This window comes from Subtercola vilae (genome assembly GCF_004923255.1).
GTDB lineage: Bacteria > Actinomycetota > Actinomycetes > Actinomycetales > Microbacteriaceae > Subtercola > Subtercola vilae.
Genome location: NZ_QYRT01000001.1, coordinates 98,707 through 112,102, shown reverse-complemented (window position 1 = coordinate 112,102; position 13,396 = coordinate 98,707). Strand labels below are relative to the sequence as shown.

Genomic DNA, 13,396 nt, shown 5'->3' with positions numbered 1-13,396 from the left:
CCCCTGAGCGAAAACATCGCTGGGGCATCCGGAACCGTCAGCCCCCGCACACCGACTTGCTGGAGCTGACCATGAACCTGTCATACGACCCCTCAAAGCCCTTCGCCGCCTCACGTGAGGCCACCGAATCGTGGTGGCTCGGCATGCCTCTGGGCGCCGTGCCCGAGCGCGCAATTCTGACGCTCGCCCTCGACATTCCCACCGCAGACTTTCTCGCGCTCCTGGGCGACGCGCACCTATTGCCGAGCACCACCGAGTACCACGTCATCACCGGCTCGTACGCCGGCACCCCCGTTGTGGTCGTGTACCACGGCAGCGGCCCGCTCTCGATCTCGGTCGCCATCGAAGAGCTCGCCCGCCTCGGAGTGAAGACCATCGTGCGCGCAGGCAATTCGGGCGGGCTGTCGACGGCCGTCGCGGTGGGCGACACCGTCGTGGTCACAGCTGCGGTGCGGGCCGAGCGGATGCTGCTCGACTATGTTCCGCTCGAATTCCCCGCTGTGAGCGCGCACTCCCTTGTGACCTCGCTCGCGCAGTCGGCAACCCTTCACGCATCGGGCACCGTGCACGAAGGATTCGTCGTCTCGGTCGCCACCTTCTACCCCGGCAGCGGCATGCCCACCGCCATCGGCGTCATCAACCACGAACAGGTCGATCGTCTGCGACTCTGGCAGCACCTCGGCGCGCTCTGCATCGACGCCGAAACGTCAACCGTGCTCGTTCTCGCCTCGCTGTTCGGGATGCACGGGGGCGCCATCCTGGGCATCGGCAACCACCTCGAGACCGGGGCCGGGGCCCACCTCACCCGCACCGACTCCCTGGCCCGCCCCGCCCTGCACGCCATCACCCGCATCGAACCACCCCAAACCGCGCGTACTCCCAGCCCCAAACGTTAACCGCAAACCCTAGGCCCACCCAGCCTGCCTGCTTAGGCTGGCAGCACACGCGGTGCTTGCCGCGCGTCGAGGAAGGTTCTCATGACCAACCCATCAGCCCCAACCGGCACCGACCACTCCAGCACCAGCCACACCGCCACCGACCACACCAGCATCAGCCACACCGGCGTCGTCGACACCGCCACCCTCGGCTCGGCCTTCGAAGCCGCCGTCAACGCCACCCCTGACGCGGCCTGGCCCCACCACCCCGTCGAGACCCTCGAAGGCGAAGAGCTCGAGCGCGTCAACGCGTGGTGGCGCGCCGCCAACTACCTCGCCATCGGCCAGATCTACCTGCTCGACAACCCTCTGCTGCGCGAGCCGCTCAGCCGCGACGACATCAAGCCGCGGCTGCTCGGTCACTGGGGCACCACCCCCGGGCTGAACTTCGTGTACGCGCACCTGAACCGCATCATCCAGAAGCGCAACCAGGCCACGCTGTACATCGCCGGCCCGGGTCACGGCGGCCCCGGCATGGTGGCGAATGCGTGGCTCGACGGCACCTATTCGGAGATCTACTCACCGATAGACCAGAGCACTGATGGCATGCGCAAACTCTTCAGGCAGTTCTCGTTTCCTGGGGGCATCCCGAGCCATGCAGCGCCCGAGACACCCGGGTCGATTCACGAAGGCGGCGAGCTCGGTTATTCGCTCAGCCACGCGTACGGCGCGGCATTCGACAACCCGAACCTGCTGGTGGCGTGCGTGATCGGCGACGGTGAGGCCGAAACCGGGCCGCTCGCCACGAGCTGGCATTCGAACAAGTTTCTGGATGCTGCACACGACGGCGTCGTTCTGCCCATCCTGCACCTCAACGGTTACAAGATCGCCAACCCCACGGTGCTCGCCCGAATCCCCGAAGACGAGCTGCTCGACCTGATGCGTGGATACGGGCACAACCCCCACCTCGTCTCCGGCGGTTTCGACGGCGAAGACCCGCTGCTCGTGCACCAGCGTATGGCCGAGACGCTCGACGAGGTGCTCAACGAGATCGCCGACATCAAGAAGCAGGCTGCCGAAGGCACCCTCGAGGGCACGGCCCGCTGGCCGATGATCATTCTGCGCACTCCGAAGGGCTGGACCTGCCCGGTGGAGATCGACGGCCTGCCCGTGGAGAACACCTGGCGCGCCCATCAGGTTCCGCTGGCGAATGCCCGCGACACCGAAGCGCACACGCGCATTCTCGAAGACTGGCTGAAGAAGTACAAGCCGGAGGAACTCTTCGACGAGTCGGGGGCTCCCGTGCCGTTCATCAGCGCGCTCGCGCCGGTCGGCGAGCTGCGGATGAGTGCGAGCCCGTTCGCGAACGGGGGCCTGCTGCGCCGCGAACTCACTCTGCCCGACTTCAGAGAGTACGGCGTCGAGGTTCCGAGCCCCGGCGCCACCGACGACGAGGCGACCCGAGTGCTCGGCGATTGGCTTGCCGACGTCATTCGCGCCAACCCCGACAACTTTCGCATCTTCGGGCCGGATGAAACCGCGTCGAACCGTCTGCAGGGTGTCTACGCGAGCACCGACAAGCAGTGGAACGCCGCAGTGCTGCCGGTCGACGAACACCTCGCGCGCGCGGGCCGCGTCATGGAGATGCTGAGCGAACACCAGTGCGAGGGCTGGCTCGAGGGCTATCTGCTCACCGGGCGGCACGGTCTTTTCAACTGCTACGAAGCGTTCATCCACATCATCGATTCGATGGCGAACCAGCACGCGAAGTGGCTCAAAGTGTCACGCACGATTCCGTGGCGCCGCTCGATCTCGTCGCTGAACTACCTGCTCTCGTCGCATGTCTGGCGGCAAGACCATAACGGCTTCAGCCACCAAGACCCCGGTTTCATCGACCACATGGTCAACAAGAAGGCCGATGTGGTGCGGGTGTACCTGCCGGTGGATGCCAATACCCTCCTCTCGACGTACGACCACTGTCTGCGCTCGGTCGACTACATCAACGTCGTCGTGGCCGGCAAGCAGCCCTCCCCCAACTGGCTCACCATGGAGGAGGCCGTGGCGCACTGCACCCGCGGCCTCGGCATCTGGGAGTGGGCCGGCACAGAGAAGGAGGGCAGCGAGCCTGATGTGGTGCTGGCATCAGCGGGCGACGTTCCGGCGCTCGAAATTCTGGCGGCAGCAGCGTTGCTGCGCGAGCATCTGCCTGAGCTGCAGGTACGAGTGGTGAATGTGGTCGACCTCATGCGCCTACAGTCAGCGAGCGAGCATCCGCACGGCCTGTCAGATGCCGAGTTCGACACCATCTTCACAACGAACAAGCCAGTGATCTTCGCGTATCACGGGTACCCGTCTCTCATTCATCGCTTGACCTATCGACGCACCGGCCACAACAATCTGCACGTGAGCGGATACAAGGAGGAGGGCACCACAACGACGCCCTTCGACATGGTGATGCTGAACGATCTCGATCGGTACCACTTAGTGATCGATGTGATCGACCGCGTTCCGGGCCTCGCGGTGAAGGCCGCTCATGTGCGCCAGCATATGCAAGACGAACGCATGCGCGCCAGGGCATATACCCGTGAACACGGCGAAGACATTCCCATCGTCGCCGGTTGGCAGTGGTCGCGCACCGACGGTGCTGGTCTCTCACAGCAGAGCTCGACAGCCGATGACACCGGGGGCGACAATGCATGACCCTTTCGGGGCTCGGGCGGCGTAAAGCCTTAGAATCGAACCACCATTCGGGCCCCTGGTAGGAGAACCACATGCAGCCGCAGTTGGTCATGTTCACCGTCGTCGGTGTGAGTTTCACCGAGCCCGCCGTGGCTTTCGACATCGTGGTGCCGCGCGATGACAGCACTCTCTTCACCGGATACCTCGGGGTGCTGCCCGCCGTCACCGGCATGTCCGATTTCAGCGGAGAGTATGACCACGCCGGTGTCTCCCGCATCGTGCACCTGTCTGACGGCGGCAGTTTTCGCGAAGAGATTGTGCGCTACGAGAGGCCCGGCGACACGGATGCCGTGGGTCACTTCGACTACGACGTCACGGCATTCACGGGAATCCTGAGCCGCATCGTGTCAGAGGGCACCGCCCGCTGGACATATGCGCCGGGCAGTACCGGCAGAACCCACATCACGTGGACCTACGGCTACCGCCCACTCGCCGGCCGCACCTTCATCCTCACGCACCTCATCGGCCCGCTCTGGATGCGCTACATGCGCCGCTCGATGGGCACCATTCTGCGTGCCATCGTCGACGAGCGGCCGACCGAGGGCACCGAAGCCGCCCATGGCTGAGCTCATCGACATTCCCTCGCCCGGCTGGCCCCTCACGTTCGGCGAACCGGGCAACCCATCGGTGGTGCTGGTTCACGACAGCTTCGGCCGGCTGCCGTACCTCGAGTCGTACGCCACCGCCCTGGCGAGCCGCGACCTGTTCGTAGTGGTTCCTGATCTCTTCAACGGTGTCGCCACCATCGACGAGGCGAGTGCCGACGAACTGCGCGACGGCATCGACCTCGGGTTCGCACTGGCCACGCTCGACGACGCCATCGAACTCGGAAGGGGTCACGGTTTCGACGCCGCACCGAGCGGCGGCGTGCTGCAACCGAGCACCAAGGTGGCCCTGTTGGGCTTCGAACTCGGTGGGTGGTTGGCCCTCCGCGCCGCTCAGGCTGGTTCGGTCGATGCGGTCGTGGCCTACGCGGCGGGCCTCGGCGAGAGTGAAGCCGGGGTGATTCCCTGCCCGGTTCTGCTCAACTACTCCGACCTCGGAGACTGGGGCACAACCTTTGAGTCAGACTTGTTCGTGAGCCGCCTGAAGGAGATGGGCACTCCTGTGGCGCGGCACACCTACTCGGGCACCCACGACATCTTCGCGAATGCCACCCTGGTCGAGCGGCTCGACAAGAACGCGGCCGCGCTTGCCTTCGCCCGTTCGACGTACTTTCTGCAGGAGCAGCTGGCCACCTGACCGCCGGGTGCGCACCGTCGACGCCTGAACTCCCAGCAGTTCAGCCGTTCAGCCGCTTGGCCGCTTGGCCGCTTGGCGGCTTGGCGCGTCAGCCCCTCAGCCCCTCAGCCCCTCACATCGTGCAGGTGGTGCACCGGGTCGTGAATGAAGTAGCGCGCCAGCGTCTCAACAGTGAACACCGAACCGTCGCTTCGAAGCCCCCGCCGCTGCCACTGGTCGCCGGAGACGCGCTCGAGTGCGCCGGCGATCTGCTCGGCGGCCTCGACCAGCTCGGCTGACACCACAGCCGGGTTCTGTTCGTTGTACCGGTCTTCGACGGCGGTAGCGTCTTGATCCCAGTCGGCGAACGTGGGGTTGTCTTCGGCAAGCATCAACTCGAGCCTCAGCCGAAACCGGCGGAACACGTCGCGTACGTGCGCCGAGTACTCAAGATCTGACCAGGTGTGGTCGTTCGGTCGCACGGTCACACCCGGCCGCGCCACGACGGCCGGCCACGCGGCAGCGTTCTCGCGGGCGAGGCGGGGCACGTCGACAGCAGCCGTCGACGATGAGTCGAAGCCGCATTCGGGGCACTGCTTCTCGAGCACCCACGTCCAGTTCTTTGCGTCAGGAACGATAGCCATGACCACATCTTAGGCAGCGACGACGACGTCGATGACGGGCAATCAGTCTTCTGTGCACAACATGCTGCCATCGAAGCCTGTGCACTACCGTGGGTGGCGTGACCCACTTTGAAGCTGACGTTGTCGCCGCGATTCTCGCCCATATGAACAACGACCACCCCGAAGACAATCTTGTGATCGTGCGCGCGTTCGGGGCGCCCGATGCCGAGCGAGCGACCATGGTCGACCTCGACACGGTCGGCGGCACCTGGGCGGTGAGCGCTGGTACGGATGCCGGCGCTGGTTCTGACGCTGGTACGGATCATGGCGCTGGTGGCGAGTCGGCCCAGTTGGGCATCCTGTGGCCGGGCGGAACCATCGAGACCCGCGGGGAGATCAGGCGCGAGATCGTGGCTCTCTACGATGCAGCGAGCGAAGCCCTCGGGCTTCCGCCGCGGCAACACTGAACACTGAACACTGCGCACGACGCCAACGCCAACGCCAACGCCAACGAATGTTAACTCTTCGCGTCACACGCTGGTGTTTTCGAAGCCGTCAGGTAAGGTAAGGGTACACTTACCTAGGAGCCGCCGTGTCGAATGTGATCCCCTTCTCCCAGGCCCTGCGTGAGCGCACGTGGTCGGGCCATGGTGAGAGCGAGGGTGCCGGTTTCATGACCGATCTCATGAACGGCAAAGGCTCACGCGACGACTACATCTCGCTGGTGACTCAGCACTTCTTCATCTACGAAGCCATCGAGGCCGCGGCCGACCGCATGAAGAACGACCCGGTTGCGGCCGCCTTCATCTCGCCCAAGCTCACCCGCCTACCCGCCATTCGCGAAGACCTGCGTTTTCTGATCGGCGATGACTGGCTGAACCAGATCACTCCGCTGCCCACCACCGCCCGCTACGTCGCCCGCATCAACCACGTCGCGGCCGTGTGGAGCGGCGGGTTCATAGCCCACCACTACACGCGCTACCTCGGTGACCTCTCGGGGGGTCAGGTCATTCGAACCCTCATGCAGCGCCAGTTCGGGTTCGAGACCAATGGCGTGGGCTTCTACCTGTTCGCCGACATCGCCAAGCCGCGCGAATTCAAAGACACCTACCGGGCCCAGCTCGACGCCGTCGAGTGGGATGCCGCCGAGCGCGAGCGCGTGATCGACGAGGTCATGGTGGCGTACCGGTTCAATACCGAGCTGTTCGTCGACCTCGCCGAGGCGAAGGCTGCTGCTGCGGCCTGACCGTGTGGACTGTAGCGGTGTGTGGACTGTAGCCGTGCTGCCCGAAGCCGTGCTGCCTGTAGCGGTGTGGCCCGAAGCCGTTCTACGCGTCAGCTAAGGGCGTCGGCACCTGGTCGTCAACAGCGGTCGTCTCGACTGAGGCCGCCGGGGCCTGCGCTTCGGGAGCGGGTGTCTGCGCGGGCCGCTGCTGCATGAACCGGCGAACGTTCTGGTCGACGATGATGTCGGCTGGTCGCAGCGGCCGCGTGAGGTAGAGCCCCTCGAGCGAGGTGAGCCGCGACAGTGCCACATAGGTCTGCCCCGAGCTGAACACGCGCGAGCCGAGGTCGACCACCGCCGAATCGTAGGTCTTGCCCTGCGACTTGTGGATGGTCACCGCCCATGCCAGCCGCAGCGGAAACTGTGTGAACTCGCCGATGACATCTTTCGTGAGCTGCTTGCTGGTGGCCGAATACGAGTACTTGTACTTCTCCCAGCTCACGGGCTCGACCTCGTGCACCTCGCCCTCGACCTCGACCCACACCGAGCCCGAGATCTTCGTGACCGTTCCGACCGTTCCGTTCACCCAGCGCTGGTCTGAGTCGTTGCGCAGGAACATGACCCGCGCACCGGCCTTCAGCTCGAGCGCCTCATCGGCCGGGTACGCCCGACCCCCAAAGTCTCCTGACACCTCGGCCCGGGCCGTCTTCAACGGCCCTTTGAGCCCCTTGAGCGCGGCCGCATTGATGCGGTTCACCGAATCGTTGCGCGTCGCCAGCGTGATGGTGCCGTCGTTCGGCGGGGTGCGCGCACCGGCCCCGTTCAGAACATCGGCGATCTCCTTGGTGACCATGCCGTGCCGCACCGCGTTCAGCATCATCTTGAAGGTGTCGTCGCTCTGGCGGTGGATCTCGGTGAGCTCGACGATCTTGAGCTCGGCTTCCTGCCACACCTTCGCGTCGAAGAACCACATCGAGTCGTAGCGGTCGGCGAAGTACGCCCGCTCGTCGGAGTCACCCGGCACGGGTGCCAGCTGGTACGGGTCACCGAAGAGCACAACCTGCACGCCACCGAACGATTCGAGCGGTCGTTGGCGGGCCTGGCGCAGGCTGCGGTCGATCGCATCCATCAGGTCGGCGTTGACCATCGAGACCTCGTCGATGACGAGCGTGTCGATCGTGTTGAGGAGCTTTCGCACCTCGGCGTTCTGTTCGATGTCGTGGTCGGCAATCACGCCGATGGGCAACCGAAAAAGCGAATGGATGGTCTGCCCACCCACATTCAGGGCGGCAACGCCTGTCGGGGCCGAGATGACCAACTGTTTCTCGGTGTTCCAGGCGAGGTGGTTGAGCAGTGTTGATTTGCCGGTGCCGGCCCGGCCGGTGACGAACACGTGCGTGCGGGTGCTCTCGATGAGTTCGTACACCCGCTGCTGTTCACGCGAGAGTGTGGGCCGGGTCATCGGGTGCGATCCAGCCGCTCAAGCATGGCGTTGTACTCGTTCAGCTCGGCATCATGCGTACGGTCGGCATTGCGATCGAGACGCTTCGTCTCTTTCGTGTCACTTCGACCCCACTGGATTGCCACCACGATTGCAAGGATAAGGGTGGGAATCTCACCGATGCTCCACGCAATGCCGCCGCCGGTCTGTTGGTCTGAGATCGCACTGGTACCCCAGGCCCGGCCCATGGCGCCATACCAGTCGGCGAGCAGCAGGCCGGTGCCCGTCATGAGCGTCAGGCCGAAGAAGGCGTGAAAGGCCATGGTTGCGAGCAGCAACACGAGGCGGAACGGATACGGCAACGTGAAGGCGACGGGGTCGACGCCGATGAGCGCCTGCGCAAACAGGTAACCCACGATCAAGAAGTGCACGATCATCCACTCGTGACCGATGTGATCGACCGTGGCCCAGCGAAAGAGGGGTGTGTAGTAGAACGTCAGCAGGCTGGTCGCGAAGAGCACCCCCGCCACGATGGGGTTGGAGAGAAAGTTGCCGATGCGAGAGTGCACGGCCAACAGGATCCACTCGCGGCCTCCACGGCTGCCATCGCTGCGCTTGTTGATGGCACGCATGGCGAGGGTGACCGGGCCCGCCGACACGAGCAGGATGGGAATCATCATGGCCAGAATCATGTGGCCCATCATGTGCACGCTGAACAGGTACTTCTCGTACACGTTCATGAAACCGTTGGTGACGAAGAGCAGCAACAGCATGCCGGCAACCCACAGAATGGTGCGGTGGATGGGCCAGCTATCACCGCGGCGACGAAGCCGCACCACGCCGGCAAGGTAGAAGAAGATGCCGAACCCGCAGACGAGAATCCACAGCAGATCGAAGTTCCACTGCGTGAAGAAGTTGCCGAAGGTCAGTTCGGGTGGCACTGCCGAGCCCGTGAGAATCTGCGCCGGCGTCGGCGTACTCGGTAGCACCTCGGGGATGGGAGTGGCGGTGCGTGCCAGTGCCACGGCGGTACCAGAGGCCACGCCCATGAAGACGAGTTCAACCACGACGATGCGCCAGAAGATGCGCCGACCCGCTCCGTCTGCCAGGCGCCGGATGAGCAGGTTGCGGTACATCGCTCCGATGAGGCCCAACACGATGAGTGCGGTGACCTTGACGAGAACGAGAATGCCATAGGGAGTGAGCAGCCGGTCGAGCGATCCGATACGGAGTTCTGCGCTCACGTAACCCGAGGCCGCGACCACAACGAAACAGACCAACGCCACACCCGAATACCGCTGCACCACCTCGAGAAGCCTCGAGTTGTCGAGCTGCTTCGAGAGCAGGGCCAGCACGAGCAGGCCGCCCAGCCACACTGCGGCGAACAGAATGTGCAGGAACAGCGCCGTGATGGCGGCATCGTGGCCATCGGTGCCGGCGGCGTGCCCCTGCTGGGCCATAGGAACGAGGGTGAGTACCGCGAGAACACCCACGAAGGCCAACATAGTGACGTTTCGAACGGCGAAGCAGAGCACAGTCACGGCGGCGGCCAGCAACGTCGTCTCGAGCCACGCCTGGCCAAGAGGCACCGCAATGAGAAACTGCCCGAGTATCTGGCCGAACTTCGAGTCGAGGCTCGCTGATGACGAAGTCACATTCAGAAAGCTGAGAAAGCCGGTGATGGCCGAGAACACCGTGAGCAGGGCCGCACCCGCAGCGGCGATATCGAGGGCACGATTGAATTCGGGCTTCGAGGAGCGCAGCACAAACACGGCCAGGAACAGCGCGCCGATGGCGAGCGAGGCGCTCAGGTTCACAGCGAGTGTGGCCATGGGCAGCCCGAACCGAACCAGTGGGCCCGGGTCAGCGAGGAGGAGGGCTGTCGCGCCCCCGCCGTATTCGAGCCCCAGAATGAGCATGGCAAAGGCGGCTGCGACAAGTGCCGCGGGCCCGGCGATGCGAATCATTTTTGGCACTCATCAACCCTACGTCAGCGTGCCTGTGAAGCTCACCCGCGGGAGGCGGTTGTGGATAACCCACAATTAAACGAGATGAGGGGCTCCGCCTGTGCGGAACCCCTCATTCGGTGAGGCGAAAACTACTTGACTGCAGCCTTGAGCTTGCTACCAGCGCTGATCTTGACCGAGTTGCCTGCGGCGATCTGAATGGCTTCGCCGGTCTGCGGGTTACGGCCGGTGCGAGCGGCACGCGACGTGCGCTCAACAGCGATCCAGCCCGGGATGGTGACCTTGACGCCGTTCGACACCGAGTCGGCGAGGGTTGCGAACAAGGAGTCGAGAACCTCGTTGACAGCGGTCTGTGTCTGGCCCGACGATGCGGCGACTGCTGCTACGAGCTCGGTCTTGTTGAGTGACTTATCAGCCATTTAGTGTCCTCCTCGGACCATTCTGCTGCGTGAGGCAGCAATTGTGTGTCGATCTAGATCTGCGTGAAGCACCGCCGTGGCCCCGAAGGGCCACAGCAGACGGTCATATAACCGTGGAAAACCTACCAGCTTGACTTCGTAATACCCGGCAACTCGCCTCGGTGAGCCATTTCACGAAAACGAACGCGTGAAATGCCGAAGTTCGAGAGGTGACCGCGCGGGCGGCCGTCGACGGCGTCGCGGTTGCGCACGCGCACCGGCGAAGCATCGCGGGGCAGCTTCTGAAGGCCGACGCGAGCCGCTTCACGCGTCTCGTCGGTGCCGTTGATGTCAACGAGCGCCTTCTTGAGCTCGAGGCGCTTTGTTGCCCAGCGGGCAACGATGACCTTGCGCTGTTCGTTTTTAGCGATCTTGCTTGTCTTAGCCATGTGTTACCGCTCCTCTCGGAAGTCGACGTGCTTGCGGATGACCGGGTCGTACTTCTTCAGTACGAGACGGTCGGGGTCGTTACGACGGTTCTTACGGGTCACGTACGTGTACCCGGTACCGGCGGTCGAACGGAGCTTGATGATCGGGCGTACGTCTTGTGCTTTAGCCATTAGATCTTCACCCCACGAGCCTGAATTTCTTTGACGACGGCTTCGATGCCACGAGCATCGATGACCTTGATGCCCTTAGCAGAAAGCGTCAGGTTGACGTTACGTCGAAGTGACGGAACGTAGTAAGTCTTCTTCTGCACATTCGGGTCGAAACGACGCTTGGTGCGTCGGTGCGAGTGCGAAATAGCGTGACCGAAGCCGGGAACGGCTCCTGTCACCTGGCACACTGCGGCCATGATTTTCCTCCAATTACCGTAGAGCGGATGCTCTACCCAAGTTCTCTTGTCGGCACACGCAACCTTGCCCAGAAGTCGTGCAGGGGAGGGTTCGTGTACAAGTGAGCGGAGATACCACTCAACCAGCGACCAAGCCTACGCGAGCATCCATCAGCATGCAACTCGAGGCCCGGATTCATGCGGTTCTAGGCCAATTCTGAACCCTTTCTGGAGGCCCGAGTAGCCTTGAGAGTGTCGGAAGGCAATTGGGTGATGAGTCGAACAGCAACCTCGCGTTCAGCGGCACGGCTCGAGGCGAGGGCCGCACGGGCGGCTGACCCCGCGCGTCGGGCCCAGCCGAACGCGTACCGCCGCTGGTACTCCACACTTCACCCCTCGTTGCAGCTGATCGGTCTGCAACTCTGGTTGCCGCTCTTCTTCATCGTGGCGTTCTGCCTGTGCTACATAGCCGCCTTCCACGCGCCCCACCCGCATGATGTGCCTGTTGCCCTGGTCGGTTCGACGAGTCAGCAGTTGCAGAGCGACCTCGACAAGGCGATGCCGGGCGTCATCAGCATCCACCAGTTCGACACGGCCGACGAGGCGAAGGCGGCCGTGATCACCGGGCAGGCTGCGGTCGCGTTCGACCCGAGCGATTCGACCATCTACAAGGCCAGCGCCCACCAGTACCAGGTCTCTGCGCTCATCCCGGCCATGATCAGCCCCGTGCTCGCGGCCGAGAAGATCACACCCACCATCGTCGACCTCGCCCCGCTGCCCGCGTACGACGAGTACGGCACCGTCTCGCTCTACCTCATGCTCGCGTGGTGCATCGGCGGCTACATGGTGGCCATGTTCATCGGGTTGATGGGCGCGCCTCTCAGGCATCGCACCCGGATGGCCGTGATCGTGGTGGGCGGAGCGCTGATATCGCTCATCACCAACACCCTTGCCGGCCCCGTCATCGGGGCGGTCGACGGCCACTTCGGCGCCCTCTTCCTCATTGCCTGGGGTTGGATCGTCGCCATCGGGCTCGCGGTCAACGGCGCCAGTTATTTCGCTGGGCGATTTATCGCCGTGCCAGCCATGGTGGTGTTCATCTTCTTGTCGATGCCATCGTCGGGCGCCGCGTACCCGTCATGGTTCATGCCGGAGCCGTTCGCATGGCTGAACAACGTGGTTGTCGGCAGCGGCATCACCGAGATGCTCAAACGGGAACTCTATGGAGTGGGCCCGGGGTTCGTACGCGGAATCGCGATGATGGCGTCGTACGCAGTTGTAGGCCTGATTCTGATGGCTGTGGGCAAGCCGTACCTCGAGTGGCGTCGCGTTCGGCGCATCACCGCGGGTAGATCCACGATGTTCGCCGACGCGAACGCTGCCAACCGCGACTTTCTCATCAGCCAGCGTGACGAGATTCTGGCCCGTCACAACCTGAGCCGAACCGATACCGGCACGATCGAGCTGATACCGATGGATGAACGCGAAACCGACGAGGCGTCAGCAGAAGCCGCGCATCACCGAGACGTGGCCGAATTCGACGATGCGACATCGCCGTCGATGTTTCTCGGCTCGTCGCGAGGCCTCGAGGGCGACGACGAGATTCGGCGCAGCTGACCGGTTCGCAGCTGATGGGTTCGCAGCTGATGGGTTCAGCGGGCCACTTCGGGCACGCACGCCGAGCAGTAGCCGAAGATGTCGACGACATGCTCAGCCTGACTGAAGCCGTGCAGGCTCGCAACGCTCTTAGCCCACACCTCGACATCGTCGGCCTCGATCTCGACCGCGAGGCCGCAGCTGCGGCAGATGAGGTGGTGGTGGTGGCCCACCGAGCAGGCCCGGTACAGGCTCTCGCCTTCGGGTGACTGCAATGAATCGGCCTCACCCTCGTTTGCCAGGTCGCTGAGAGCGCGGTAGACCGTCGCCAAGCCGATGTGCGAACCTTCGCCGCGGAGGCTCGAGTGCAGGTTCTGCGCGCTCACGAAGCCCATCTGGGTGTCGAGGGCGGAACGCACGGCTTCACGCTGCCACGTATTGCGTTTCATCGTTCACCTCGTTCTCGCGTTGGCGCG

15 protein-coding genes are annotated in these 13,396 nt (G+C 63.9%); 7 read left to right on the top strand and 8 right to left on the bottom strand.

The features are described 5' to 3' along the window. The first annotated feature begins 71 nt into the window (after positions 1–71). The 4 genes from D4765_RS00530 to D4765_RS00515 all read left to right on the top strand — a co-directional run bounded on the left by D4765_RS00530 (position 72) and on the right by D4765_RS00515 (position 4,856). On the top strand, positions 72–896 hold the full coding sequence (locus D4765_RS00530; protein ID WP_136640261.1) for a phosphorylase family protein: 825 nt from the start codon (positions 72–74) through the stop codon (positions 894–896). 81 nt (positions 897–977) lie between these two features. Then, complete coding sequence (locus D4765_RS00525; RefSeq protein ID WP_136640260.1) at positions 978–3,575, top strand: phosphoketolase family protein; 2,598 nt, start codon at positions 978–980, stop codon at positions 3,573–3,575. Between the two features lie 71 nt (positions 3,576–3,646). After that, positions 3,647–4,180, top strand: coding sequence for an SRPBCC family protein (locus D4765_RS00520; protein WP_136640259.1), 534 nt, complete (start codon positions 3,647–3,649; stop codon positions 4,178–4,180). Next, positions 4,173–4,856, top strand: coding sequence for a dienelactone hydrolase family protein (locus D4765_RS00515; RefSeq protein WP_136640258.1), 684 nt, complete (start codon positions 4,173–4,175; stop codon positions 4,854–4,856). The genes D4765_RS00520 and D4765_RS00515 overlap by 8 nt, the downstream gene beginning before the upstream one ends. Before the next feature lie 104 nt (positions 4,857–4,960). On the opposite strand, the gene D4765_RS00510 is transcribed toward D4765_RS00515, so the two are convergent. Continuing rightward, positions 4,961–5,479 (bottom strand): DinB family protein, encoded by a 519-nt coding sequence (locus tag D4765_RS00510; protein ID WP_136640257.1) that lies wholly within the window; start codon positions 5,477–5,479, stop codon positions 4,961–4,963. Positions 5,480–5,577: 98 nt separating this feature from the next. Here D4765_RS00510 and D4765_RS00505 point away from each other — a divergent pair, with 98 nt between their 5' ends. Both D4765_RS00505 and D4765_RS00500 read left to right on the top strand, forming a co-directional pair. Then, positions 5,578–5,925, top strand: a complete 348-nt coding sequence (locus tag D4765_RS00505; RefSeq protein ID WP_136640256.1) for a DUF2470 domain-containing protein — start codon at positions 5,578–5,580, stop codon at positions 5,923–5,925. A 125-nt stretch (positions 5,926–6,050) separates the two neighbouring features. Continuing rightward, the gene (locus D4765_RS00500) at positions 6,051–6,704 is read left to right on the top strand and encodes a biliverdin-producing heme oxygenase (protein WP_136640255.1); all 654 of its coding nucleotides are present in this window, start codon (positions 6,051–6,053) and stop codon (positions 6,702–6,704) included. Positions 6,705–6,786: 82 nt separating this feature from the next. Here the strand turns inward: D4765_RS00500 and D4765_RS00495 are convergent, their stop codons facing one another. From D4765_RS00495 to rpmB, 6 genes are all read right to left on the bottom strand, one after another. After that, positions 6,787–8,145, bottom strand: coding sequence for an ATP-dependent DNA helicase (locus tag D4765_RS00495; protein WP_136640254.1), 1,359 nt, complete (start codon positions 8,143–8,145; stop codon positions 6,787–6,789). Further along, the gene (locus tag D4765_RS00490; protein WP_161580302.1) at positions 8,142–10,091 is read right to left on the bottom strand and encodes a bifunctional copper resistance protein CopD/cytochrome c oxidase assembly protein; all 1,950 of its coding nucleotides are present in this window, start codon (positions 10,089–10,091) and stop codon (positions 8,142–8,144) included. The genes D4765_RS00495 and D4765_RS00490 overlap by 4 nt, the downstream gene beginning before the upstream one ends. Before the next feature lie 131 nt (positions 10,092–10,222). Beyond that, complete coding sequence (locus tag D4765_RS00485) at positions 10,223–10,510, bottom strand: HU family DNA-binding protein (RefSeq protein ID WP_136640253.1); 288 nt, start codon at positions 10,508–10,510, stop codon at positions 10,223–10,225. 122 nt (positions 10,511–10,632) lie between these two features. Continuing rightward, positions 10,633–10,938 (bottom strand): 30S ribosomal protein S14, encoded by a 306-nt coding sequence (rpsN, locus tag D4765_RS00480; RefSeq protein WP_136640252.1) that lies wholly within the window; start codon positions 10,936–10,938, stop codon positions 10,633–10,635. Between the two features lie 3 nt (positions 10,939–10,941). Next, positions 10,942–11,109: a 50S ribosomal protein L33 gene (rpmG, locus tag D4765_RS00475; RefSeq protein WP_136640251.1), complete on the bottom strand. Its 168-nt coding sequence runs from the start codon at positions 11,107–11,109 to the stop codon at positions 10,942–10,944. Further along, complete coding sequence (rpmB, locus tag D4765_RS00470; protein WP_136640250.1) at positions 11,109–11,345, bottom strand: 50S ribosomal protein L28; 237 nt, start codon at positions 11,343–11,345, stop codon at positions 11,109–11,111. The genes rpmG and rpmB overlap by 1 nt, the downstream gene beginning before the upstream one ends. 252 nt (positions 11,346–11,597) lie before the next feature. On the opposite strand from rpmB, the gene D4765_RS00465 reads away from it, so the two are divergent. Further along, positions 11,598–12,941, top strand: a complete 1,344-nt coding sequence (locus D4765_RS00465) for an ABC transporter permease (protein WP_136640249.1) — start codon at positions 11,598–11,600, stop codon at positions 12,939–12,941. 35 nt (positions 12,942–12,976) lie between these two features. Here D4765_RS00465 and D4765_RS00460 read toward each other — a convergent pair whose 3' ends face one another. Further along, positions 12,977–13,369 (bottom strand): Fur family transcriptional regulator, encoded by a 393-nt coding sequence (locus tag D4765_RS00460; protein ID WP_136640248.1) that lies wholly within the window; start codon positions 13,367–13,369, stop codon positions 12,977–12,979. Positions 13,370–13,396 lie beyond the last annotated feature (27 nt).